The sequence below is a fragment of the Caulobacter sp. GW821-FHT10A06 genome, from assembly GCF_059415805.1.
In genome coordinates this window covers 347,430-370,688 of the sequence record NZ_JBWKNY010000004.1, presented here as the reverse complement: position 1 = coordinate 370,688, position 23,259 = coordinate 347,430, and the positions used below count along the sequence as shown (strand labels likewise).

27 protein-coding genes, 1 tRNA gene and 1 pseudogene are annotated in these 23,259 nt (G+C 69.0%); 16 read left to right on the top strand and 13 right to left on the bottom strand.

Annotated elements, in window-relative coordinates:
• The first annotated feature begins 78 nt into the window (after positions 1-78).
• A complete protein-coding gene (locus AC07NF_RS13295; protein ID WP_454713591.1) occupies positions 79-288 on the top strand; it encodes a hypothetical protein in 210 nt (69 codons plus the stop codon).
• Positions 289-309: 21 nt separating this feature from the next.
• Here AC07NF_RS13295 and AC07NF_RS13290 read toward each other — a convergent pair whose 3' ends face one another.
• A complete protein-coding gene (locus AC07NF_RS13290; protein WP_494626517.1) occupies positions 310-954 on the bottom strand; it encodes a S24 family peptidase in 645 nt (214 codons plus the stop codon).
• Between the two features lie 194 nt (positions 955-1,148).
• On the opposite strand from AC07NF_RS13290, the gene AC07NF_RS13285 reads away from it, so the two are divergent.
• The 7 genes from AC07NF_RS13285 to AC07NF_RS13255 all read left to right on the top strand — a co-directional run bounded on the left by AC07NF_RS13285 (position 1,149) and on the right by AC07NF_RS13255 (position 9,301).
• Entirely contained in the window at positions 1,149-1,628 is a 480-nt protein-coding gene (locus AC07NF_RS13285) for a MerR family transcriptional regulator (RefSeq protein ID WP_291874532.1), read from the top strand.
• Positions 1,629-1,718: 90 nt separating this feature from the next.
• Positions 1,719-3,512, top strand: a complete 1,794-nt coding sequence (locus AC07NF_RS13280; RefSeq protein ID WP_494626515.1) for an acyl-CoA dehydrogenase C-terminal domain-containing protein — start codon at positions 1,719-1,721, stop codon at positions 3,510-3,512.
• A gap of 2 nt (positions 3,513-3,514) precedes the next feature.
• Positions 3,515-4,678, top strand: a complete 1,164-nt coding sequence (locus AC07NF_RS13275) for an acyl-CoA dehydrogenase family protein (RefSeq protein ID WP_494626513.1) — start codon at positions 3,515-3,517, stop codon at positions 4,676-4,678.
• Positions 4,675-5,049 (top strand): hypothetical protein, encoded by a 375-nt coding sequence (locus tag AC07NF_RS13270; protein ID WP_492815901.1) that lies wholly within the window; start codon positions 4,675-4,677, stop codon positions 5,047-5,049. The genes AC07NF_RS13275 and AC07NF_RS13270 overlap by 4 nt, the downstream gene beginning before the upstream one ends.
• Positions 5,050-5,109: 60 nt before the next feature.
• Positions 5,110-6,315, top strand: coding sequence for an acetyl-CoA C-acetyltransferase (locus AC07NF_RS13265; RefSeq protein WP_492815902.1), 1,206 nt, complete (start codon positions 5,110-5,112; stop codon positions 6,313-6,315).
• A gap of 18 nt (positions 6,316-6,333) precedes the next feature.
• Entirely contained in the window at positions 6,334-8,532 is a 2,199-nt protein-coding gene (locus tag AC07NF_RS13260) for a 3-hydroxyacyl-CoA dehydrogenase NAD-binding domain-containing protein (protein ID WP_494626511.1), read from the top strand.
• A 133-nt stretch (positions 8,533-8,665) separates the two neighbouring features.
• A complete protein-coding gene (locus AC07NF_RS13255) occupies positions 8,666-9,301 on the top strand; it encodes a hypothetical protein (protein WP_494626509.1) in 636 nt (211 codons plus the stop codon).
• Here AC07NF_RS13255 and AC07NF_RS13250 read toward each other — a convergent pair.
• The 6 genes from AC07NF_RS13250 to hemC all read right to left on the bottom strand — a co-directional run bounded on the left by AC07NF_RS13250 (position 9,298) and on the right by hemC (position 13,912).
• The gene (locus AC07NF_RS13250; protein ID WP_494626507.1) at positions 9,298-9,594 is read right to left on the bottom strand and encodes a hypothetical protein; all 297 of its coding nucleotides are present in this window, start codon (positions 9,592-9,594) and stop codon (positions 9,298-9,300) included. The two genes, AC07NF_RS13255 and AC07NF_RS13250, sit on opposite strands and share 4 nt — an antisense overlap.
• A gap of 72 nt (positions 9,595-9,666) precedes the next feature.
• A tRNA-Thr gene (locus tag AC07NF_RS13245) sits at positions 9,667-9,742 on the bottom strand.
• A gap of 39 nt (positions 9,743-9,781) precedes the next feature.
• Positions 9,782-11,326, bottom strand: coding sequence for a heme biosynthesis HemY N-terminal domain-containing protein (locus AC07NF_RS13240; protein ID WP_494626505.1), 1,545 nt, complete (start codon positions 11,324-11,326; stop codon positions 9,782-9,784).
• Complete coding sequence (locus tag AC07NF_RS13235) at positions 11,323-12,216, bottom strand: COG4223 family protein (protein ID WP_494627566.1); 894 nt, start codon at positions 12,214-12,216, stop codon at positions 11,323-11,325. Before AC07NF_RS13235 ends, AC07NF_RS13240 begins: the two co-directional genes overlap by 4 nt.
• A 45-nt stretch (positions 12,217-12,261) precedes the next feature.
• Positions 12,262-12,939 carry a uroporphyrinogen-III synthase gene (locus AC07NF_RS13230; RefSeq protein ID WP_494626503.1) on the bottom strand — a complete coding sequence of 226 codons (678 nt, stop codon included), beginning with the start codon at positions 12,937-12,939 and terminating at the stop codon, positions 12,262-12,264.
• Between the two features lie 4 nt (positions 12,940-12,943).
• On the bottom strand, positions 12,944-13,912 hold the full coding sequence (gene hemC, locus AC07NF_RS13225; RefSeq protein ID WP_494626501.1) for a hydroxymethylbilane synthase: 969 nt from the start codon (positions 13,910-13,912) through the stop codon (positions 12,944-12,946).
• A gap of 71 nt (positions 13,913-13,983) precedes the next feature.
• Here hemC and tsaD point away from each other — a divergent pair, with 71 nt between their 5' ends.
• The 7 genes from tsaD to AC07NF_RS13190 all read left to right on the top strand — a co-directional run bounded on the left by tsaD (position 13,984) and on the right by AC07NF_RS13190 (position 19,760).
• Positions 13,984-15,087 (top strand): tRNA (adenosine(37)-N6)-threonylcarbamoyltransferase complex transferase subunit TsaD, encoded by a 1,104-nt coding sequence (tsaD, locus tag AC07NF_RS13220; RefSeq protein ID WP_494626499.1) that lies wholly within the window; start codon positions 13,984-13,986, stop codon positions 15,085-15,087.
• Positions 15,084-16,079, top strand: a complete 996-nt coding sequence (locus AC07NF_RS13215) for an NAD(P)H-dependent glycerol-3-phosphate dehydrogenase (RefSeq protein WP_494626497.1) — start codon at positions 15,084-15,086, stop codon at positions 16,077-16,079. Before tsaD ends, AC07NF_RS13215 begins: the two co-directional genes overlap by 4 nt.
• A gap of 19 nt (positions 16,080-16,098) precedes the next feature.
• Positions 16,099-16,383, top strand: a complete 285-nt coding sequence (locus AC07NF_RS13210) for a YciI family protein (RefSeq protein ID WP_494626495.1) — start codon at positions 16,099-16,101, stop codon at positions 16,381-16,383.
• The gene (locus AC07NF_RS13205) at positions 16,353-16,676 is read left to right on the top strand and encodes a YciI family protein (protein ID WP_494626492.1); all 324 of its coding nucleotides are present in this window, start codon (positions 16,353-16,355) and stop codon (positions 16,674-16,676) included. The genes AC07NF_RS13210 and AC07NF_RS13205 overlap by 31 nt, the downstream gene beginning before the upstream one ends.
• Positions 16,673-17,038: a Rieske (2Fe-2S) protein gene (locus AC07NF_RS13200; RefSeq protein WP_494626490.1), complete on the top strand. Its 366-nt coding sequence runs from the start codon at positions 16,673-16,675 to the stop codon at positions 17,036-17,038. The genes AC07NF_RS13205 and AC07NF_RS13200 overlap by 4 nt, the downstream gene beginning before the upstream one ends.
• A gap of 46 nt (positions 17,039-17,084) precedes the next feature.
• A complete protein-coding gene (locus tag AC07NF_RS13195; protein WP_494626487.1) occupies positions 17,085-17,855 on the top strand; it encodes a class I SAM-dependent methyltransferase in 771 nt (256 codons plus the stop codon).
• Between the two features lie 108 nt (positions 17,856-17,963).
• Complete coding sequence (locus AC07NF_RS13190; protein ID WP_494626485.1) at positions 17,964-19,760, top strand: methyl-accepting chemotaxis protein; 1,797 nt, start codon at positions 17,964-17,966, stop codon at positions 19,758-19,760.
• A gap of 5 nt (positions 19,761-19,765) precedes the next feature.
• Here the strand turns inward: AC07NF_RS13190 and AC07NF_RS13185 are convergent.
• From AC07NF_RS13185 to moaA, 6 genes and pseudogenes are all read right to left on the bottom strand, one after another.
• Positions 19,766-19,850, bottom strand: a pseudogene (locus tag AC07NF_RS13185) (hypothetical protein); the annotation flags it as partial.
• Positions 19,851-19,865: 15 nt separating this feature from the next.
• Positions 19,866-20,336 (bottom strand): cyclic pyranopterin monophosphate synthase MoaC, encoded by a 471-nt coding sequence (gene moaC / locus AC07NF_RS13180; protein WP_494626483.1) that lies wholly within the window; start codon positions 20,334-20,336, stop codon positions 19,866-19,868.
• Entirely contained in the window at positions 20,333-20,884 is a 552-nt protein-coding gene (moaB, locus tag AC07NF_RS13175; protein WP_492815927.1) for a molybdenum cofactor biosynthesis protein B, read from the bottom strand. The genes moaC and moaB overlap by 4 nt, the downstream gene beginning before the upstream one ends.
• A gap of 11 nt (positions 20,885-20,895) precedes the next feature.
• Complete coding sequence (locus AC07NF_RS13170) at positions 20,896-21,339, bottom strand: molybdenum cofactor biosynthesis protein MoaE (RefSeq protein WP_494626480.1); 444 nt, start codon at positions 21,337-21,339, stop codon at positions 20,896-20,898.
• Positions 21,336-21,566, bottom strand: a complete 231-nt coding sequence (locus AC07NF_RS13165) for a MoaD/ThiS family protein (RefSeq protein WP_494626479.1) — start codon at positions 21,564-21,566, stop codon at positions 21,336-21,338. The genes AC07NF_RS13170 and AC07NF_RS13165 overlap by 4 nt, the downstream gene beginning before the upstream one ends.
• Position 21,567: 1 nt before the next feature.
• The gene (moaA, locus tag AC07NF_RS13160) at positions 21,568-22,596 is read right to left on the bottom strand and encodes a GTP 3',8-cyclase MoaA (RefSeq protein ID WP_494626477.1); all 1,029 of its coding nucleotides are present in this window, start codon (positions 22,594-22,596) and stop codon (positions 21,568-21,570) included.
• Between the two features lie 29 nt (positions 22,597-22,625).
• Here moaA and AC07NF_RS13155 point away from each other — a divergent pair, with 29 nt between their 5' ends.
• Entirely contained in the window at positions 22,626-23,246 is a 621-nt protein-coding gene (locus AC07NF_RS13155) for a nucleotidyltransferase family protein (RefSeq protein ID WP_494626475.1), read from the top strand.
• Positions 23,247-23,259 lie beyond the last annotated feature (13 nt).

Genomic DNA, 23,259 nt, shown 5'->3' with positions numbered 1-23,259 from the left:
GCTATTAAGGGTCCGCCCACCTTTCGGAGTCTAGGCTGCGACCATCAGAACCAAGATTTAGTCATCAAGGTTATTCCAATGGCTTCGTTCACGCTTCGCCCTGCCGACCGCACCGAATTCGATTCCTTGCTGGGCGGCATTGTCCAACAGTTCCCCGACGCTCACGTCGAGGCCGCGCATAACGATACCTGGGCGTCGTACCGCCTGGACGTGTCGTGCGAGGATCCGTCGGCCGGTCCGCTGATCGCCTGGCTGCTCGACACCCACGCCAGCTGCCCGCGCACCTAAGCGACCTGTCTAAGGGTCGGCCTACTGGCTGACCCAGACGATCCGAGCGATCCAGGCGACCTCGTCCCGCGACAGCAGGCGATCGTCGCCGGAGCGGCTAAACGGCAAGAGCTCGATCGTCCTGGCCGTCACCCGGCCCAGCTCCCGCACCAGCACCTCGCCCGCGCTCGTCCGCGCCACCACGCGGTCGCCTTTGCGCGGCTCGACGGTGGGCGAGACCAAGAGCCGATCGCCGTCGCGATAGACCGGGGCCAGCGCCGTTCCCGAGACTTCCAGCGCAAAGAGCCCCTCGCCCAGGTCCGGCGCGGAGACCTCGTCCCAGCCGGCGCCGACCGGCAGGCCCGCCTCGTCGAAGAAGCCGTCCCTGCCCGCTTGATCCAGCCCGATCAGCGGCGCACCGCGTCGTCCGGGCGTCCGCACCGGCGCCTGTTCGGTCAGGGCCGCGAATTCCGAAAAATTGACCCCCGTCGCTTCCAGCAGCTTGGCCAGGCTCTCGGTCGAGGGCCAGCGCGGCCGGCTGTCGGGTTCGCTGGAACCGCGCTTGGAACGATTGAAGCTGGTCGGATCCAGGCCCGCCATCCGGGCCATGGCCGACGGCGTCATGTCGAACCGCTCGGCCAGAGCGTCGATGGCGCGCCAGATTTCGCCGTGAGAGAGGGTCGCCATCGCGGCGTCTCCTTGCGCTCGGCCTTCCCTAGGAAAGTACGCCTGCAACCCTAGGAAAGTAAACCTATCGGCTATCGACAAGTTGACGTTTACGTAAGCGTTGACGGTCGCCCGATATCGGGTTTAGGGTGATCGTCGATAACCAAGCGGCCCGGCCGCAGTAGCCGGGCCCACTTTCCGGGAGGTTTCAACCCATGGCCGACCTGCGACGCCCAGAGCGGACCTTTACGATCCGCCAGCTCTGCAACGAATTTAAGGCTACCCCGCGCGCCCTGCGCTTCTACGAAGACAAGGGCCTGCTGAATCCGGCCCGCGAGGGCCTGAACCGCGTCTATTCCCACAAGGACCGCGTCCGCCTGCAGCTGATCCTGCGCGGCAAGCGCGTGGGCCTGTCGCTGACCGAGATCCGCGAACTTCTCGACCTGTACGACGAGAACGACGAGGGCGCGGCGCAGATGGCCCGCTCGCTGAAGAAGTTCCGCGAACGCGCCAACGCGCTGGAGCAACAGCGCGAAGACATCGACAACGCCCTGATCGAGCTGCGCGAAGCCTGCAACCGCCTCGAAAAGCGCCTCGCCGAGATCCGCCCCGACCTGCTGCCCCGCGCGGCCGACTACGAGCAGGTGCTGCGCGCCCGTCTCGACGGTCACGCCGAAGCGATGCTGGGCAAGTAAGACCTTCGCGACGCCCTCTTACGTGCAAGACGCGCGGCAGAGGGCGGACGCACACCTGTCCCTCCTCCCGATCCTAGCCAGGACCGTTTCATGACCTACCAGCCGCCCGTTCGCGATCACGCGTTCATCCTGCGCGACGTGCTCAACATCGATCAGCACGGCGACCTGCCCGGCTTCTCGGACGCGCCGTTCGACGTCGTCGAGCAGATCCTGGACGCCGCCGCCCAGTTCACCGGCGAGGTGCTGGCCCCGCTGAACACGGTCGGCGACAAGAACGGCTGCAAGCTGGATCCGGTCACCAACGTCGTCACCACCCCGCCGGGCTTCAAGGACGCCTACAAGCAGCTGTGCGAAGGCGGCTGGACCGGCCTGGGCTCTGACCCGGCCTATGGCGGCCAGGGCCTGCCGCACGTCGTCAACCTGGCCTTCAGCGAGATGTCGAGCTCGGCCAACATGGCGTTCTCGATGTATCCGGGCCTGGCCCACGGCGCCTATTCGGCCATCCACACGGGCGGCTCGGACGACCAGAAGCAGACCTACCTGCCGAAGATGGTCACCGGCGAATGGACCGGCACCATGAACCTGACCGAGCCGCACTGCGGCACGGACCTGGGTCTCCTGCGCACCAAGGCGGTCCCGCAGGCCGACGGCAGCTACAAGATCACCGGCCAGAAGATCTGGATCAGCGCCGGCGAGCACGACATGTCTGACAACATCGTCCACCTGGTGCTGGCCCGCATCGAAGGCGCCCCGGCCGGCGTGAAGGGCATCAGCCTGTTCATCGTGCCGAAGTTCTTCCCCAAGGACGACGGCTCGGTCGGCGAGCGTAACCAGGGCGTCAAGTGCGTCGGTCTGGAAGAGAAGATGGGCATCCACGGCAACGCCACCTGCGTCATGCAGTACGACGACGCCGAGGGCTATCTGATCGGCGAAGAGAATTCGGGCCTCAAGATCATGTTCGTCATGATGAACGAGGCGCGTCTGGGCGTCGGCATGCAGGGCGTGGCCCAGGGCGAAGCGGCGTATCAAGCCGCCGTCGCCTTCGCCAAGGACCGCCTGCAAGGCCGCTCGCTGACGGGTCCGAAAAACGCCGACGGTCCGGCCGATCCGATCATCGTCCACCCGGACGTGCGCCGCATGCTGCTGGAGAGCAAGGCCCTGATCGAAGGCGGCCGCGCCTTCCTGTTCTGGACCGCCCTGCACGGCGACCTGTCGCACGTCCACCCGGACGCGGCGGTGCGTGAAAAGTCCTCGGACTACATGGGCCTGATGACGCCGGTGCTGAAAGGCTACCTGACCGACAAGGGCTTCGAGGTTTGCTCGAACGCGGTGCAGGTGCACGGCGGCAGCGGCTTCACCGAGCACTTCCCGGTCAGCCAGTTCATGCGCGATTGCCGTATCGCCCTGATCTACGAAGGCACCAATGGCGTGCAGGCCCTGGACCTGGTCGGCCGCAAGCTGGCCGCCAAGGGCGGCCGCGCGGTCATGACCTTCTTCCAGGAAGTCGACCAGTTCATCGGCGAGAACGACGCCGACACCGAGCTGAAGCCCTTCATCGAAGCCCTGTCGGGCGTGAAGGCCCAGCTGCAGGACGGCACCATGTGGCTGATGCAGAACGGCCTGCAGAACCCCGACAACGCCGGCGCGGCCTCGACCGACTACATGCACCTCTTCGGCCTGACCGGCCTGGCGTACATGTGGGCGCTGATGGCCAAGGCGGCCAACGCCAAGATCGCGGCCGGCTCGTCCGATCCGTTCTTCACCACCAAGCTGGTCACCGGCCGCTATTTCATCGAACGCGTCTTGCCTGACGCCGGGGCACACCTGGCCAAGCTGAAGACCGGCTCGGCGACCCTGATGGCGCTGCCCGCGGAGGCCTTCTGATCATGAGCGTGCTCAACGTCGAAAAACCCGCCTTCATGGCCGAAGAGGACATCGCGATCTTCGAGGACGCGGTGGGCAAGTTCTTCGATGAGCACGCGCCTGAATCGACGGTCGCGAAGTGGCGCAAGAACCACTGCGTCGATCGCGACATGTGGACGAAATCGGGAGAGGCCGGCCTGCTCGGCCTCTCCACGCCCGACCAGTATGGCGGGGCCGGCGGCGACTATCGCCACGAGGTCGTGCTGATGGAACAGCTGGGCCTGAAGGGCGTCGACGGCTTCGGCATCAGCCTGCACAACGCCATCGTCATGCCGTACATCTTCCACTACGGCACGGAAGAGCAGAAGCAGCGCTGGCTGCCGCGCCTGGCCACCGGCGAGCTGGTCGGCGCCATCGCCATGACCGAGCCGGGCGCCGGCTCCGACCTTCAAGGCATCAAGACCACCGCCAAGAAGTCCGGCAACCAGTACGTCATCAACGGCTCCAAGACCTTCATCACCAACGGCCAGACCGCCAACCTGATCATCGTGGTCGCCAAGACCGACGTGACCGGCGGCGCCCGTGGCACCTCACTGATGATCGTCGAGACCGATGGCGCCGAAGGCTTCGAGCGCGGCCGCAACCTCGACAAGCTGGGTCACGAGGCCCAGGACACCTCGGAACTGTTCTTCAACGACGTGAAGGTGCCGACCGAGAACCTGCTGGGGACCGACGAAGGCCAGGGCTTCTTCCAGCTGATGGGCCAACTGCCCCAGGAACGCCTGAACATCGCCGTGCAGGGCATGGCGACGATCGAGCGCGCCCTGGAACTGACCATCGACTACGTCAAGCAGCGCCAGGCTTTCGGCAAGGCGATCATCGACTTCCAGAACACCCAGTTCGTCCTGGCCGAATGCAAGACCGAGGCGACCGTCGCCAAGGTCTTCGTCAACCACTGCATCGGCCAGCATCTCGAAGGCAAGCTCGACGCCGCGACGGCCTCGATGGCCAAGTACTGGGTCAGCGACCTCGAGAACAAGATCGTCGACCGCTGTCTGCAGCTGTTCGGCGGCTATGGCTTCATGAACGAGTACCCGATCGCGCGCATGTACAAGGACAGCCGCATCCAGCGCATCTACGGCGGCACGAACGAGATCATGAAACTCCTGATCGCGAGGACGCTGTGATCGTACTGACCCTCATCGCCCTGTTGGCCGGCCCCGCCGCCGCGCCGACCGAAGACCGTTCGGCCGTGGTCTGCGTGCGCGCCGTCCAAGGCCCGCGGCCCCTCACCTATTCCGGCGAGCTGGTCGGCAAGCGCGCCCAGCCCGGCGCCTTCAAGCTGCCGCTGACGCCGGCTGGCAAGGACATCTGCCAGACGCTGCTGCGCTCCAAGATCGCCGAGTGGAAGCTGGAGGTCACGACCTCGGGCTTCACCGCCTGTTCGCTGCCGCCGCCGACGTTCGGCAAGCGCGTTTATTACCGCGCCAAGGCCGCCGCCAGCGGCCTCAAATGCGAACCGATCGGCACCTACCCGATCGGCAACTGGAAACAATAAGCCGGGTCCACAGCCCGCTTTCAACGACACGAACATCGCTTCGCAGGAAGGAGCCATTCCATGGCTGACGCTTACATCTTCGACGCCGTGCGCACCCCGCGCGGCAAGGGCAAGAAGGACGGGTCTCTGCACGAGATCACCGCCCTGTCGCTGGCCACCCAGGTCCTGGAAGCCATCCGCGACCGCAACAACCTCGACACCTCGTACGTCGACGACGTCGTGCTGGGCTGCGTCGCCCCCGTCGGCGAGCAGGGTTCGGACATCGCCCGCACCGCCGTCCTGACCGCCGACTACGCCGAGAGCGTCGCCGGCGTGCAGATCAACCGCTTCTGCGCCTCGGGCCTGGAAGCCGTGAACATGGCCGCCGCCAAGGTCGCCTCGGGCGAAGCCAACCTGGCCATCGGCGGCGGCGTCGAGAGCATGAGCCGCGTGCCCATGGGCAGCGATGGCGGCGCCTGGCCGACCGACCCGTCCTCGGCCTTCAAGACCTATTTCGCCCCGCAGGGCGTCTCGGCCGACCTGATCGCCTCGCTGTACGGCTTCAGCCGCGACGACGTCGACGCCTATGCCGTCGAGAGCCAGAAGCGCGCCGCGGCCTCGTGGGCCGACGGTCGCTTCAAGAAGTCGGTCGTGGGCGTGAAGGACCAGCTGGGCATCACCATCCTGGACCATGACGAGACCGTGCGCGGCTCGACCACCATGCAGACCCTGGCTTCGCTGAACCCCTCGTTCCAGGGCATGGGCGACATGGCCTTCGACGCCGTCGTCACCCAGCGCTATCCGCAGGTGGAGAAGGTCAACCACGTCCACCACGCCGGCAACAGCTCGGGCATCGTCGACGGCGCCGCCGGCGTCCTGATCGGCACCAAGGAAATGGGCGAGGCCCTGGGTCTCAAGGCCCGCGCCCGCATCAAGGGCGCCGCCTCGATCGGCTCGGAGCCCTCGATCATGCTGACGGGTCCGTCGCTGGTCACCGAGAAGCTGCTCAAGAAGCTGAAGATGGAGGTCTCCGACATCGACCTCTACGAGCTGAACGAAGCCTTCGCCGCCGTCGTCCTGCGCATGATGCAGGCGCTGAACATCCCGCACGACAAGATGAACGTGAACGGCGGCGCCATCGCCATGGGTCACCCCCTGGGCGCCACCGGCGCGATGATCCTGGGCACCATGGTCGACGAGCTGGAACGCTCGGACAAGGAAACCGCCCTGATCACCCTGTGCGTCGGCGCCGGCATGGGCACCGCCACCGTCATCGAACGCGTCTAAGACCTAGGAGCTAACACCATGGAAAACTTCAAGATCGAGGTCGATTCCGACGGCGTGGCCCTGGTCACCTTCGACGTGCCCGGCCGCTCGATGAACACCCTGACCGCTTCGGTCATCAAGGAAATCGGCGACGTCGTCGACCGCATCAAGAGCGACGAGGCCATCAAGGGCGCCGTCATCACCTCGGGCAAGGCCAGCGGCTTCTGCGCCGGCGCCGACCTGGGTGAACTCGGCGGCAGCGGTGGCCTGGGCGGCGGCAAGCCGGGCGAAGAGGGCCTGAAGGCCGCCTTCGAAGCCGGCTTCGCGCTGAACAAGGCGTTCCGCGCCCTGGAAACCTGCGGCAAGCCGGTGGCCGCGGCCATCAACGGCCTGGCCATGGGCGGCGGTCTCGAGATCACCCTGGCCTGCCACTACCGCGTGGTCGCCGACAATCCGAAGATCCAGCTGGCCCTGCCGGAAGCCAAGGTCGGCCTGCTGCCGGGCGCCGGCGGCACCCAGCGTCTGCCGCGCCTGATGGGCGTGATGGCCGCCGCGCCGTACCTGCTGGAAGGCAAGTCGATGAAGCCGGCCGAGGCCCTGGCCAACAAGGTCGTGCACGAGGTCGTCCCGGCCGATCAGGTGGTGGAAGCCGCCAAGACCTGGGTCAAGACCAAGGGCGACCCGGTCGCCCTGTGGGACAAGAAGGAGTTCAAGCTCCCGGGCGGCGGTCCCTACACCCCGACCGGCAGCCAGGTCTTCATCATGGGCAACGCCATGCTGCGCAAGCAGACCTATGGCAACTATCCGGCCCAGCTGAACATCATGAAGGCGGTCTATGAGGGCACCCAAGTGCCGTTCGACGCCGCCCTGCGCATCGAGACCCGCTACTTCCTGAAGACGATGATGTCGCCCCAGGCCAAGGGCATGATCCGCACCCTGTTCCTCAGCCTGCAAGAGCTGGGCAAGGGTTCGGGCCGTCCGGCCAATGTCCCGCACTACGACGTCAAGAAGGTCGCCGTGCTGGGCGCCGGCATGATGGGCGCAGGCATCGCCTACGTCCAAGCCATGGCCGGCATCGAGAGCGTGCTGATCGACCAGACGCAGGAAGCCGCCGACAAGGGCAAGGCCTATGCCGAGGGCCTGGTGAAGAAGGCCGTCTCGCGCGGCAAGCTGACCCAGGAGAAGGGCGACGCCATCCTGGCCCTGATCACCCCGACCACCGACTACGGCCTGGTCAAGGGTTCTGACCTGGTCGTCGAGGCCGTGTTCGAGAACCGCGACGTGAAGGCGGAAGTCACCAAGAAGGCGGAAGCCGAACTGGCCGACACCGCCATCTTCGGCTCCAACACCTCGACCCTGCCGATCACCGGTCTGGCCAAGGCCTCGGTCCGCCCGGCCTCGTTCATCGGCATCCACTTCTTCTCGCCGGTCGACAAGATGGGCCTGGTCGAGATCATCATGGGCGCCGAGACCAGCCAGGAAGCCCTGGCCAAGTCGATCGACTACGTCCTGAAGATCAAGAAGACCCCGATCGTCGTCAACGACAGCCGCGGCTTCTACACCTCGCGCTGCTTCGGCACCTTCGTGCAGGAAGGCCTGGAGATGATGGCCGAGGGCATCGCGCCCGCCATCATCGACAATGTCGGCCGCGCCACGGGCATGCCGCGCGGCCCGCTGGAGATGAACGACGACGTCGCCCTGGACCTCTCCTACAAGATCGGCGAGCAGACCAAGAAGGACCTCGGCGACAAGTACGAAGAGCGTCCGTTCGCGCCCGTCCTGGAGAAGATGGTCGTCGAGCTGGGCCGCCTGGGCCGCAAGAACGGCAAGGGCTTCTACGACTATCCGGAGAACGGCCAGAAGACCCTGTGGAAGGGCCTTTCGGACCTCGCCCCGGTGACGACCACGGACGCCGACGCGACGCTGATCCAGGAGATCCGCACGCGCCTGCTGTACCGCCAGGCCGTCGAAGCCGCCCGCTGCTTCGAGGAAGGCGTCATCACCGACCCGCGCGAAGCCGACGTCGGCGCCATCCTGGGCTGGGGCTTCGCGCCCTGGACCGGCGGCCCGATCAGCCTGATCGACGGCGTCGGCGCCAAGGCCTTCGTCGAGACCTGCGATCGCCTGGCCCAGCAGTACGGCAAACGCTTCGCGCCGCCGGCTCTGCTGCGCGAGATGGCTGAAAAGGGCGAGACCTTCTACGGCCGCTTCGGCGTCAAGGCGAAGGAAGCGGCGTAAGCTCCGCCCCGTAGCTGATCAAAGAGAAGGCCCGGTGGAAACACCGGGCCTTTTTCTTGTCCGAAACGGCCGTGCTTGTAACGCACCCCGCGCGTACCGACCTCTCCAGAGTGACGGAGTAGCGACTTTGGGCATGGCGATCGCCAACGAGACGTGGCGACGGCCCAAAAGCCAATCCCTTGGGCGGGATCTGGCGATCCTGGCGCTGATCCTGGCCGCCCACGCGCTGGTGCTGCTGGCCCTGGTCTCCGGCGCGCATTGGATGCCCCAGCTGGTCGAGCCGCCGGTCATCGAAGCTGAACTGCTGGACGCGCCCTCGCCGCGCGCGGAAACGCCGAAGGCCGCTCCCACGACGCCGGCGCCTATTCGCCCCAGCGCTACCCCACCGCCGCTTGCCGCTATCCCGGCCCCGCCCGTGGTCGCCAAGCCCTCCGGCCCGCCAGCCATCGTCGCCCCGCCCGGCTTCACCGCCCGCAAGCTGGTCGAGCAGAGCGACCAGACCCGCGACAGCCTGCGCGAAAGCCTCGGCTGTCGGCACGAAAAGACCGTGGCCCTGAACCGCGACCAGAAAGCCGCCTGCGCCGAGGCCGACGGCCAACGCTCACGCACCGCCCCGATGTACGCGGCCATCGACCCGGACAAGAAGGCCGCCTTCGATGGCGACTGCGCCAAGGACGATGACTGGTGCCTCTACCGCGTCGGCAAAGGCCCCTATCCAGGCATCTTCGCCCTGGGCAAGAAGAAGAAACGCAAAGGCTGGGACGACTAGGCCTTGCTCACGTCCATGCCCAGCGTCGGGCCGATCCCATCGGGATGGTCGCCGAAGTAAGACCCGCCGCGCTGCTGAGCCACCTTCTCCAGCTTGCTCCGGAACGCATCGTCCAACTGCAAGGTCGGCGCATCCTCCGGATCCTCGCCCTCGTCCAACGGGATCGACGCCGCGATCACCTGCCGCAACCGCTCCCCGAACCGCTCATCGTCGGCCGAACCCGGCTCGGGCGGCGAGTCGAGGAAGGTCATCACCTCTTCGAGGGCGGTGTCGTTATCGACGGATTGGGACATGGCGAAACTCCTTCGAGACACGAACGGAGCCGTCGTGAAGCGAGTTCCGAATTTCAGAAGAAGGAGAAGTGGTGGTGCCGCTTAGGTGACTCGAACACCTGACCCCATCATTACGAATGATGTGCTCTACCAGCTGAGCTAAAGCGGCCCACGTCGCTTCGAACCAGGGTCCGACCGCGAGGAGCGCCTACTTAGCGGGACGCGAGCCACTTGCCAAGCGTCGTCTTGCACCAGAATTGCGTCTTGGCGCCGGACCCCCTTCCGGAGGGTCGGAAATCGGCGGCGCGTCGAAGATTCCGGGGTCATCCGGAATAGGGATCATGGGCCCGCCGGTCTCGGCCGCGCGGATGAACGGCGTCGATTCGGCATAGTCCGAATAGGCCGAGGGAATCTCCGGCAGGTCGTTCATCGTCCGCTCGCGGCGCTCGTGGCGCGGATGGATCAGCTGGCCGGTCTCGGCGTAGCTGGACGCCAGGCGAGCCCAGTCCTCGCGCTGATAGGCGAAGGCGCGACCTTCCGGGTCGAGGTCCGACCAGTCGGGCTCCTGCGGGGCCTCTACGCCGCGGGCGATCCAGGCGCGGGCCTCATCGGCCTCGCTGTTGGCGGCGGCGACGCGAGCCATCAGGCCGGCGAAGCGGGCGGTCGGGGCTTCCTGGTCCAACAGGCGGGCGGCGGCGCGGGCGGCGATGGGGTCACCGCCGATCAGGGCGCTCTCGACCCGCAGCATGCGACTCTCACGAGCTTCGGGCTTCATGGCGGCCAGGGCGGCCAGGCGCTGGGCGCGGGCCTTGGGCAGCTCGTTGGTCTTCAGGTCGCGATAGGCCAGCCACAGGGCCGGGTGCGGCTCGGCCTTCCAGGCGGCCTCGATCAGCTGGCCGGCCTTGGCGACCTTGCCGTCGTCGGCCAACAGGCGGGCGGCCATGACCACGCCGGGGGCGAAGTCGGGCTTGAGCTTCACCGACTGGGTCGCGAAGTCCAGCGCCTGGGCGCGGGCCTTGGGGTCGTGGGATTCTTCCAGGCTCGCGGCCGAGGCGGCCAGCAGGGCCGCGCGACTGCGGTCAGCCACGGCGGGCGAGACGATCTTGCGCTCCAGAGCGCCCTGGACGAGGTCCAACGCTGCGGCCCAGTCGCCGGCCTCGAGGCGGGCCTCCAGCAGCGCGCGCCAGGCCCAGCGAGCGGTGCGGGCCAGGCCGTAGGCGGCTTCGGCGTGACGAACGGCGGCGGCCTTGTCGCCTTCAGCTTGGGCCGCCTGCATCAGGCCGCGCAGGCCGGCCAGGCGCATTTCGGGAAAGCCGAGCATGGCGTTGTAGGCGCTCTTGGCCGCGCCGCGATCGCCGGCGGCTTCGGCGGCCTGGGCGGCCAGGACGCGAACCAGGGCCGGGGCGTCTTCGGCCAGCTCGGCGGACTTCTGGGCCAGGCGGCGGGCCTCGGAGCCGTCACCGGCCGCGACGGCCAGGAAGCCACGCGACAGAGCTTCGATGGCCTGCTTGCGCTTGGCCTCGGCGCGGGCGCGGGCGGCCCGGCGGGGGGCCTCGACGATCCAGATGATCCCGCGCCACAGCAGGGTGAACAGCAGGGCCGAGAACAGGGTCAGCAGGGCCGCCGTGGCGGCGGTCATCTCGATGCGCCAGCCCATCCACTCCAACGCCGCGCGACCGGGCTCGCCGGTCAGGGCCAGGACCCCGACCGCGACGGCGGCGACCAGGAAGAGGGCGAAGGCGACGCGCGTCATTGCAGCCCCTGGGGCGCGGCTCGGGACACGCGCGACAGGCCGGCCAGGGCGTCCGCGCGGATGGCCGCGACGTGGCGATCGATCTCGATGCGGCGACCGGCGGCGTTGAACCACGGCGCCAGCACCTCGCGGGCCGGATCCGGCAGGGCGTCCAGCGCCTGGACCGCGCCCTCGATGTCGCCGTCATCCAGCAGGGCCTGGGCGCGGGCCAGCATGGCGTCCGGCGTCGCGCCCTTGGTCGAGCCGACGTGGCGGATCGAGACGATGCTGGCGAGGGCGTAGCGGATCCGCGAGAACAGGTCGGCGTCGGCGCCGGGATTGCGGGCGGCGCTGGCGGCGCGGCCGGCCAGGTTGCCGAACTGGATGGCCAGGCCCGCGCGGGTCGGGGCGCCGCGCTCGGACAGGCTCTCCAGGGCGCGCAGGTCCGGCGACGGAGCCAGCACGCGCTGCAGGCCGGCCAGCTCCTGGCCGAACGGGCGCGAGGTCTCGGCGGCTTCGGCCAGGGCCGAGACGGCCAGGGCGGCCACGGCGGCGTCGGTGACGTTCTTCTGGCCGCTCTCCAGGGCAGTGATTCGGCCGTCCAGGCGCTCGACGTCGGCGGCGGGCGGGGCGACGGCGGTGTCGCCGTTCTCGACCGGTAGGGCCGAGCCCGTGGCGACACGATCGGCGACCGGGCGGGCGCTGGGCGCGGCCGAGACCGCGCCATCGGCCGGTTTGTCCTTGGACTTGAACAGGGTCGGGCCGTAGTGGGCGACGCCGGCGCCCAGGGCGATGCACAGCACGCACAGCACCAGCCACAGCCAGACGCCCGGCCCCATGACTCGTCGGCGGGCATACAGCGCCGGATCGCTGGGCGCGACGATTTCAGCGGGATCGGGAGCGGCGTTCATGGCGTCCATTCGTGCCCCACGCCGCCGCGCCGTGCAACGTCAGGCTTAAGCTGAGAGCAGGTCCAAGAGCGCGGATTCGTCCGGACGCGGCGCGAAGGTCACGCTGGCGAGGCCGCCAAGCGGCGCGGCGACCGCTTCGGACAGGCATAAGGCTCGCAGGTTCGGCGCGGGCCGCGCCCGCAGATGCTCGGCGAGGACACGCGCCGCGCGGGGCGAGTGGACCAGCGTCGTCAGCGGAGCGTCCAGCCGGGCCAGGGTCTCTTCGGACGGGGCGCGCTCCAGCGTCTCGTAGACGCTGACGCCCTTGGCCATCACCCCGCAGCCGCGCAGCATGCCGACCAAGTCTCCCGCCGGTTCCTTGGCGCCGGCCCACAGCACGATCCCGGCCGCCCCAGCGGCGATCAGGTCGCATAGGTCCTCGACATCGCCGTCGGCGCTGGAGACCGAGGCGAACCCCTGCCCTTCCGCCGCCCGCGCGGTCGCCCGCCCGACAGCGAACACCGGCAGGCCGCGCGCGTCCGACAGCCGCGCGAAGGCCTCGACGCCGTTGGCGCTGGTGAAGGCCAAGGCCGCGATGTGGGAGAGGTCGATTTCGGCGTCCAGGGTCTCGACCGCCAGCAGCGGGTCGACGATGGCGTCAAAGCCCAGGGCCCGCACGCGCTCGGCCGTGGCCAGGGCGCCGGGACGGGCGCGGGTGATCCAGACCGGCGCGCCCGCGTTCATGCCGTTACTCCGGCAGCAGGATGGCGTCGCCGCCCTCGGCGCGGACCTCGGCGCCGAGCTTGAGGCCCAGTTCGCGGGCCTCGGCGATGTCGTTGGCGCCCGACAGGGTCGTCTCGCCGTGGCGGCGGAAGCGCTGAGCCCCGTCCGGGGTCAGGGCCTCGACGATCATCGTCAGCCGCGTCCCGTCCAGCACCGCGCGCGCGCCGATGGCCGTGCGGCACGAGCCTTCCAGCGCATAGAGGGCGCCACGCTCGGCGGCGACGGCGATGGTGGTCTCGCGGCAGCTGACGGCCTGCAGCCACGGCGCGTGGGCGTCTTCCAGGCGGGTTTCGATGACCAGCGCGCCCTGGCCCGGGGCCGGCGGGGCGGCGTCGGGATCGAGCCAGCTCTTGGTGATGTGACCCAGGCCCAGGCGGTTCAGGCCGGACTGCGCCAGCAGGATGGCGTCGGCCTCGCCGCGCTCCAGCTTGGCCAGGCGCGTGTCGACATTGCCGCGCAGCATGACGATCTCGAGGTCGGGCCGCACGTGCAGGGCCTGGGCCTGGCGACGCAGCGAGGCGGTGCCCAGGCGCGCGCCCTTAGGCAGGTCTTCCAAACGCTCGCAGATATTGCTGATGAAGGCGTCGCGCGGATCTTCGCGCTCGGGCGTCGCGGCGAGGATCAGGCCCGGCGGCAGTTCTGCCGGCATGTCCTTCAGCGAGTGGACGGCGCAGTCGATGCGGCCGTCCAGCAGGGCTTCCTCGATCTCCTTGGTGAAGAGGCCCTTGCCGCCGATCTCCATCAGGCGGCGGTCCTGGATGCGGTCGCCGCTGGTGACGATCGGGATCAGCGGCGCGGCGGCCTCGATCTCTTCCTGCGAAGCGCCCACGGGGACGCCCAGGGCATGCGCGATCCGCGCCTGCATCAGCCCCGATTGGGCCAGGGAGAGCTTGGAGCCGCGCGCGCCGATGCGGATGGGAGGTTGCCGGGACACGGTCGGAACGTTACCTGCGGAGACGAGATTTCATCTTCGCTGCTACAGGAGCGGCGGGAAGCCCGCAACGAATGAAAACCCCTACGGATTCCGCCCTGATCATCCTCGGCCTCGAGACCAGCTGCGACGAGACCGCGGCCTCGGTCGTGCGCCGCGAGGCGGACGGGACGGTCACGGTGCTGTCCTCGATCATCGGCACCCAGTTCGAGATGCACGCGCCGTTCGGCGGCGTGGTGCCCGAGATCGCCGCCCGCGCTCACGTGGAATCCGTCGACGCCATCGCCGCGGAGGCCATGCGCGCCTCGGGCGTGGGCTTCGACCAGCTGGACGGCGTGGCCGCCACGGCGGGTCCCGGCTTGGTCGGCGGCGTGATGGTCGGCCTGGCGTTCGGCAAGGCCGTGTCGCTGGCGCGCGGCGTGCCGCTGGTCGCCGTCAACCACCTGGAAGGCCACGCGGTCTCGGCCCGCCTGGGCGCCGACATCGCCTATCCGTTTTTGCTGCTGCTGGTCTCCGGCGGCCACTGCCAGCTGTTGGAAGTGTCCGGCGTCGGGGCCTGCAAGCGCCTGGGCACCACGATCGACGACGCGGCCGGCGAGGCGTTCGACAAGATCGCCAAGAGCCTGGGCCTGCCCTATCCGGGCGGTCCGGCCCTGGAGAAGCTGGCGGTCGGCGGCGACGCGACCCGCTACGCCCTGCCCCGCGCCCTGCTGGGCCGCAAGGACTGCGACTTCTCGTTCTCGGGCCTGAAGACCGCCGCCGCGCGGATCGCCGAGACCCTGACCACCGACGACGAGCGCCGCGACCTGGCCGCCGCCGTCCAGTTCGCCATCGCTCGCCAGCTGTCCGAGCGGGTCGATCGAGCGATGAAGCTCTACAAGGAAAGCCACGGCGCGGATGAGCTGCGCTTCGTCGTCGCCGGCGGCGTGGCCGCCAATGGCGCGGTGCGCGCGGCCCTGTTGGCCGACTGCGAGAAAAACGGCTTCAGCTTCGCCGCCCCGCCGCTGGCCTATTGCACCGACAACGCCGCCATGATCGCCCTGGCCGGGGCCGAGCGGCTGGCGCTGGGGATCTCCGACGACCTCGACGCCGTCGCCCGTCCGCGCTGGCCGCTGGACGAAGCCGCGGCGCTGGCCAATCCCGCCAACGCCTACGGACGCAAGGGAGCCAAGGCATGACCTTCCACCACGTAGGCGTAATCGGCGCCGGCGCCTGGGGCACGGCCCTGGCCCAAGTCGCGGCCCGCGCGGGCCTCCAAGTCACCCTCCAGGCGCGTGAGCCCGAGGTGGTCGCGGCGGTCAACGAAAAGCACGAGAACGCGGTGTTCCTGCCCGGCATCGCCCTGGAGCCCGGCATCAAGGCGGTCACCGACCTGGCTGGTCTCGCCGACTGCGACCTGATCCTGGCCGTCGCGCCGGCCCAGCACCTGCGCGCGGCCCTGACCGCCTTCGCCCCGCATCACCAGGCCGGCGCGCCGATCGTGCTGTGCTCCAAGGGCGTCGAGCAGGGCTCGCTGAAACTGATGACCGACGTCGCCGCCGAGAGCCTGCCGGGCGCGCCGATCGCGGTGCTGTCGGGCCCCAGCTTCGCCGGCGAGGTGGCCCGGAACCTGCCCGCCGCCGTCACCCTGGCCTGCGAGGACGAGATCCTGGGCCGCGCCATCGCCGAGGCTATCGCCATCCCGACCTTCCGGCCCTACACGGCCAACGACCTGATCGGGGCCGAGGCCGGCGGGGCGGTCAAGAACGTCCTGGCCATCGCCTGCGGCATTGTCGAGGGCAAGGGCCTGGGCCGCAACGCCCACGCCACGGTGATCACCCGCGGCTTCGCGGAACTGACCCGCCTGGCCGTGACCTTGGGGGCCAAGCCCGAGACCGTCGCCGGCCTGTGCGGCCTGGGCGACCTGGTGCTCACCTGCTCCAGCCCGCAATCGCGCAACATGAGCGTCGGCCTGGCCCTGGGCCAGGGCCTGACCCTGGAACAGGCCCTGGCCGGCAAGGTCTCGGTGGCCGAAGGCGTCGCGTCGGCCCCGGCGGTCCGCGCCTTGGCCCGCAAGGTCGGCGTGGAAGTTCCGATCTGCGAGGCCGTCGCCGCCATCCTGGCCGGCGAGGTCGCGGTCGACGCCGCCATCGCCGGGCTGCTCTCGCGCCCCCTGAAATCAGAAGCTTAAGTTAGGTAAGGACCACCGCATGGCCCTCTTCGTCGTCTACTGCAAGGACAGGCCCGGCGCCCTCGAGACGCGCATGGCCACCCGCCCGACCCACCTCGACTATCTGAACGCCGCGGGCGTCGTGAAGGCCGCCGGCCCGCTGCTGGACGACGCCGGCTCGCCGATCGGCTCGATGCTGATCGTGGAAGCCGAGGACCGCGCCGCCGTGCAGACCTTCGTCGACAACGATCCCTATACCCTGGCCGGCATCTTTGAGAGCGTCGCGATCGACGGTTGGCGCGTGGGCGTCGGCTCGATCGGCTGACCTTGCCGCTGTTCGCCCTGCACTACCTGGACCGGCCCGGGACCGAAGATCTGCGCCAAGCCACCCGGCCTGCGCACCTGGCCTTCGTCCGCTCGCGGCCGGACTACCGGTTCGGGGCCTATCTGAAGGACGAAGCCGGCGTCATGCGCGGTTCGCTGATGGCGGTCGAGGTCGTCGACTTCGCCGCCGCGCGGGCCTTCTCGGCGGCTGATCCTTACTTCCAGGCCGGCCTGTTCGAGCGAGTCGAGATTCACGAGTGGCCGGTCGGGATCGACGCGGTCCCGGCGCCATGAACCTCGACCGCGACAACCCCGCCCGCCCCACCGCCGGCACGGTGCTCTGCGCGCTGGACGAGGTGCCTTCGCCCGGCTCGAAGGGTTTCCGCTATCGCGAGGGTGACGCGATGTTCGCCGGCTTCGTGGTGCGCAAGGGCGACCTGGTGGTCGGCTATGTCGACAGCTGCCCGCACGCCGGCTGGCCGCTGGCGGGCTTCGCCGGGCGCTACCTGACCCGCGAGAACGACCTGATCCTGTGCGCCGGCCATGCGGCCCTGTTCAAGATCGAGGACGGGGCCTGCGTCGCCGGCCCCTGCCCCAACGAGAAGCTGTTCCCCTGGCCCGTCGAGATCCGCGACGGCCAGATCATCGTCGCTTAAGACCTTTGGCCTAGGGTCTTCGCGAACGATTGCGGGGACACGGACCATGGCCGACATGCACTTCGACGCCGAGGCGGTGACCCACCGCGCCGGTCTGGCCAAGCTGCGCTCGCTGACCAAGATCAATCCGCGCCTGGCGACCAACCTGGCCAAGACCATACTGGGCGGCCAGCGCGACCACGCCGTGGTCGACGCTTTCAACACCCACGCCGAGCAGGCCGGTTTCGAGTTCACCTCGACCTGGGCCAGCAACAACATCCCGTTCGTGGCTCCGCTGCTGCGCGACTTCGCGGCTAAGCGCCCCGAGGGCGAGACGATCCGCTACATGGAGATCGGCGCCTATGAGGGCCGCAACCTGGCCTTCATGGACTGGCTGCTGCCCAGCCGCCTGGCGGTCACCGTCATCGACCCCTGGTTCGACGAGGCCCTGAACCCGGAAGAGAAGTACCACGCCGTCGAACCGCGCTTCCGCCGCAACATGGCCAAGTGCGGCTTCCGCAGCCTGGACACGCACAAGGGTTTCTCGACCTATGTCCTGCCCCAGATGCTGGAGCGGAACGAACAGTTCGACCTGATCTATGTCGACGGCAGCCACACGGCCCTGGCCGTGCTGATCGACCTGTGCTTCTGCGCCAGCCTGCTCAGCGTGGGCGGCATGATGGTGCTGGACGACTATTGGCACGACATCAGCGAGATCGGCGGACCGGGCGTGAAACAGGCGGTCGACCAGTTCCACGCCGCCTTCGGCCGTTATTTCGAGATCGCGGCGGTCTACCGCCAGGTCGCGCTCGTGAAGACGGCCGAGATTCCCCGATAGCGACGTTATGTCGCCGGCCCGACACGGTTACGGTTAAGACGCGTTAGAGACCTCCACCGGCATCCTTCTTCCCGAGATTTGCGGCCTACCCGCAGGGAGAAGATCGACATGGCGTCCTTGGGTCAGAAGGTCATGGGAGCGGCAGCCGGCGCGGCGCTGCTGTGCGCGGCCACGGCCGGCACGGGCCTGTGGGTGGCCATGAGCCTCGACAGCGCGCTGACGCGATCGGAAGCCTCCGCCAAGATCCTGCGCCTGCACATGCACGCCGACATGATGCACGACGCCCTGCGCGCCGACGTCATGGGCGGCATCATGTCCAGCGACCCGGCCCTGGGTGTCGACCTGAAGGCGGTGCGCGCGGACCTGGCCGAACACACCCAGGCGTTCAAGGACGACATCGCCTCCAGCGCCCAGCTGGCCCAGGACCCGGCGGTCAAGGCCGCCCTGGCCGAGGTCGAGGCGCCGCTGGCGACCTACATCGCCTCGGCCGGCGAGATCGTCGGCAGCGCCGACAGCGACATCGCCGGCGCCCGCGACAAGCTGCCGGGCTTCGCCAAGCAGTTCTCGGCGCTCGAGACCAAGATGGAAGAGGCCTCGACCAAGATCGAAGCCGCCGCCGTTCGTGACTCCAAGGCCGCCAAGTCGATGAGCCTGCTGGGCCAGGTCGTGATGGGCGCGCTGCTGGTCGCCGCCGGCCTGTTCGCCGTCGCGCTGATGGTCGCGGCCAAGCGCGGCCTGGTCGCGCCGCTGGTCGCCATCACCCACGCGCTGCGCCGCCTGTCGGCCGGCGACCTGTCGGTCGTACTGCCCAAGAAAACCAGCCAGGACGAGATCGGCCAGATGACCGACGCCCTGCAGACCTTCCACGACACCGTCGAAGCCCGCCGCAAGGAGCTGGAAGCCGCCGATGTCCGCGACGCGCTGGAGATCGAGCGCCAGCAGGCCGAGCAACGCCGCAACGAGGCCGAGGCCACCCAGAAGGCCGTCGTCGAGAGCCTGGCCGAGGCGCTGCAGCACATGTCGCGCGGCGACCTCAGCCATCGCCTGGAGCGCCCCTTCCCCGCCGGCTACGAGAAGCTGCGCGTCGACTTCAACGTCGCCGTCGAGAAGCTGTCGGGCGTCATCGCCGCCTCGCTGGGCGCGGTGACCGCGATCCATGGCGGCACGGCCGAGATCACCGCCGCCGCCGACGACCTGTCGGGCCGCACCGAGCGCCAGGCCGCCAGCCTGGAAGAGGCCGTCGCCGCCCTGGACGAGATCACCAGCACCGTGCGCCTGACCGCCGAAGGGGCCAGCCGCGCCCGTAAGGTGGTCGAACGCGCCCGCACCGCCGCCGACGCCTCGGGCTCGATCGTCAGCCAGGCCGTCGAGGCCATGGGCGCCATCGAGAAGTCCTCGGAACAGATCGGCCAGATCATCGGCGTCATCGACGAGATCGCTTTCCAGACCAATCTTCTGGCGCTCAATGCCGGCGTCGAAGCCGCTCGCGCGGGTGAAGCCGGTCGTGGTTTCGCGGTCGTCGCCCAGGAGGTCCGGGCCCTAGCCCAGCGTTCCGCCGACGCCGCCAAGGAGATCAAGACGCTGATCAGCGCCAGCACGGCCGAGGTCGGTCAGGGCGTGGAATATGTCGGTAAAGCGGGCGAAGCTTTGCGCGCCATCGCCGACGAGGTCGACCAGATCGACGGCCTGGTCGGCGAGATGGCCGCCTCGACCCAGGAACAGGCCCGCGGCCTGGCCGAGGTCAACACGACCATGAACCAGATGGACCAGGTCACCCAGCGCAACGCCGCCATGGTCGAGGAAACCACCGCCGCCAGCCATGCCCTGGCCCAGGAGGCTACGCGTTTGGCCCAGCGGATGGGCGAGCTGCGGATCAGCGGCGAAGCTCAGCGTCGGGCGGCTTAGCGGGCCCGCCCTCGTCCTTCGACAAGCTCAGGATGAGGACTACCGGGACGTCGAATTAGAAACCTCATCCTGAGCCTGTCGAAGGACGAGGTTTCGGCCCCACGGCTAGTCCGCTTTCCAATCCCCCGACTTGCCGCCCGTCTTTTCGAGCAGGCGCACGGCCTCGATGACCATGCCCTTCTCGGCGGCCTTCAGCATGTCGTAGATCGTCAGGCAGGCGATCGAGGCGGCCGTCAGGGCCTCCATCTCGACGCCGGTTGGGCCGGTCGTCTTGACCCGCGCCGTGACGGCCAGCCCGCCCTCGGCCGGCTCGACTTCGACGACCACCTTCGACAGCGCCAGCGGATGGCACAGCGGGATCAGGTCCGAAGTCTTCTTGGCGGCCATCACGCCGGCCAGTTCGGCCACGGCGCGGACGTCGCCTTTGCGGCCGGAGCCGGACACGGCCAGCGCCAGGGTCTCAGCGCTCATCCGCACGAAGCCCGTCGCCACTGCCTCGCGCGCCGTCGCCGGCTTGTCGGAGACGTCGACCATGCGGGCGCGGCCCTGGTCGTCGATGTGGGTCAGCTTGCTCATTGCTCGAGGAGTCTCGGCATCAGCTCGACCATGTTGCAGGGCTTGTGGCGGCTGTCGAGCTGGGCGGCGATGACCTTGTCCCAGCCGTCCTTCACCGCGCCGTTGCTGCCCGGCAGGCAGAACACGAAGACGCCGTCGATCAGGCCGGCCGTGGCCCGCGACTGCAGGGTCGAGAGGCCCACCGTGGCGTAGCTGACCAGATGGAAGATCACCGAGAAGCCGTCGATCTTCTTGTCGAACAGGGGCTCAAGGGCCTGGACCGTGACGTCGCGGCCCGTTAGGCCGGTGCCACCGGTGGTGAGGATGGCGTCTACCGCCTTGCTGTCGATCCAGTCGCGAACCTGGGCGCGGATCTGCTCGACGTCGTCGCGGATCACGGCGCGGCCGGCGAACTCATGACCAGCGTCGCGGACCCGGTCGATCAGGATCTGACCCGAGGTGTCGGTGCTTTCGTCGCGGGTGTCCGACACGGTCAAGACGGCGATGCGCACCGGCTTGAACGGCAGCTCCGGCTTGATCCCGCCGCCCGGCTTCAGGCCTTCTGACATTGCGTCTCTCCTCAGTCCCACCGTTGCGCGTCGGTCCTATCGCGGTCCGTCGGCTCGATCCAGCGCGCGCCGTCCGGGCCGTGCTCCTTCTTCCAGAAGGGCGCGCGGCTCTTCAGATAGTCCATCAGGAAGTCGCAGGCCTCGAAGGCCTCGCGGCGATGGCCGGCCGCCGTAGCGACGAAGACGATCGCCTCGCCCGGCGCGATGCGACCGGTGCGGTGGACGATATGGACGTCCTGCAGCTTGAACCGTTCGATCGCCGCTTGAACGATCTCGCCGATCGCGACGTCGGTGAAGCCGGGATAGGCCTCCAGCTCAAGCGCCGCCGCCTGGCCCTTCTCGGCCCGCGCCAAGCCGACGAAGGTGGCCACCGCGCCGGTCTCCTGGCGATCGGCGCAGAAGGCCGTGACCAGCGCGCCGGGCTCGAATGGTTCGTTGGTCAGGGTGACGATCATCCGCCGCTCATCGGCGGCAGGAAGGCAACCTCGGTCGTGGCGGTCAGGGCGACCTCGCCCCGGACGATGGCCTTGTCGACCGCGACCTGGACGCCGGGCGCGGTCAGGGCGTCGCCGAGTTCGGCCGAGAGCACTTGCCGCAAAGCCGAAAGATCAGCCGCCTCGATCACGCGGTCGCGCCAGCCGGCCTGATCGGCCAGGCGCCCGAAAAGAAGAACGCGGGCCATCTCAGCCGCCGGTCGTGGACATGTGGCGGGCAACGGCCGGGCGGGCGATCTGGAAGTCGTGGCCCTTGGGCTTGGACCCGATCGCCGCGAAGATCGCCTCGCGCAGCTGCGCCTCGGTCGCTCCGCCCCGGATCACGGCGCGCAGATCGCTGGCGTCGTCGCGGCCCAGGCAGGTGTGCAGCGTGCCGGTGCAGGTCAGCCGCACCCGGTTGCAGGTATCGCAGAAGTGGTTGCTGAGCGGGGTGATCAGGCCCAGCCGCCCGCCGGTCTGCGCCACCCGGACATAACGCGCCGGACCGCCGGTGGCGTGGTGGATGTCCTCCAGCGTCCAGAACGAGGACAGGTCGCGGCGGACGTCCTGCAGCGACAGATATTGGTCGGTGCGATCCTGGTCGACCTCGCCCATCGGCATGGTCTCGATCAGGGTCATGTCGCAGCCACGGGCATGGGCCCACTGGATCAAGTCGGGCAGCTCGGCCGCGTTGTCGGCCTTGAGGGCCACGGCGTTGATCTTCACCGCGATACCGGCCGCCAGGGCCGCGTCGATCCCGGCGATCACGCGCTCCAGGTCGCCGCCGCGCGTCAGCTTGCGGAAGAGATCGGGCTTCAGCGTATCCAGAGAGACATTGATCCGCCGCACGCCGTGGCGGGCCAGGTCGGCGGCGAACCGCTCCAGCTGGGTGCCGTTGGTGGTCAGGGTCAGCTCGTCCAGCGCGCCCGAGCGCAGGTGGCGCGACAGACTGGCGACCAGCTCCATGAAGCCCTTGCGCACCAGTGGCTCGCCGCCGGTCAGGCGCAGCTTGCGCACGCCCAGACCGACGAAGGTCGAGGCCAGGCGGTCCAGCTCCTCCAGCGTCAGCACTTCAGCCTTCGGCAGGAAGGTCATGTGCTCGGACATGCAGTAGAGGCAGCGCAGGTCGCAGCGGTCGGTCACGGAGACGCGCAGATAGGTGACGGCGCGCCCAAAACCGTCAATCAGACGGGGGGCCGCGAAGACCGCTTGCGCGGGACTATCGTCATAAGGCGTCATATCCGCTTCTAGAATAGGCGCTGAGACCCATGACGGAAAGGGATACGACGTCGCTGGAGGCGATCGTGCTGGCGGCGGGGGCCAGCGCCCGTTTCGGCGGCGCCAAGCTGCTGGCGCGGCTGGATGGCGCACCGCTGGTCGCCGGCGCCCTGCTGACCGCCTTCCTGTCGCCCGTCCGGCGCGTCCATGTGGCCGTGGCCAGCGACGCCGTGCGCAAGGTGGTCAAGGCCACCGCCGAGCGCCTGGCGGCTAGCGACCGACTGACGATCGTCACGGTCGAGGACGCCGCCGAGGGCATGGGCGCCTCGCTGCGCGCCGCCGCCCGCGCCCTGCCCGACAACGCGGCCGGCGTGTTCGTGCTGCTGGGCGACATGCCCAGGATCGACCCGGCCACGGTCACGACGCTGGCCCGCACCCTGACCAGCCCCCACGACATCGTCGCCCCGACCTATCTGGGCCGGCGCGGCCATCCGGTGCTGTTTGGCGCCTCGTGGTTCCCCGCCCTGCGCGCCCTGTCCGGAGACGAAGGCGCCCGCGTCCTCCTGGAGACCGCGGGCGCCCGTTTGGCGCGGGTTCCCGTCGAGGACCCGGGGATCCATCTCGATGTGGATCGACCCGAAGACCTCGCCCGCGCCGTCGAAGACCGCTGAGATCCAGCGGCCT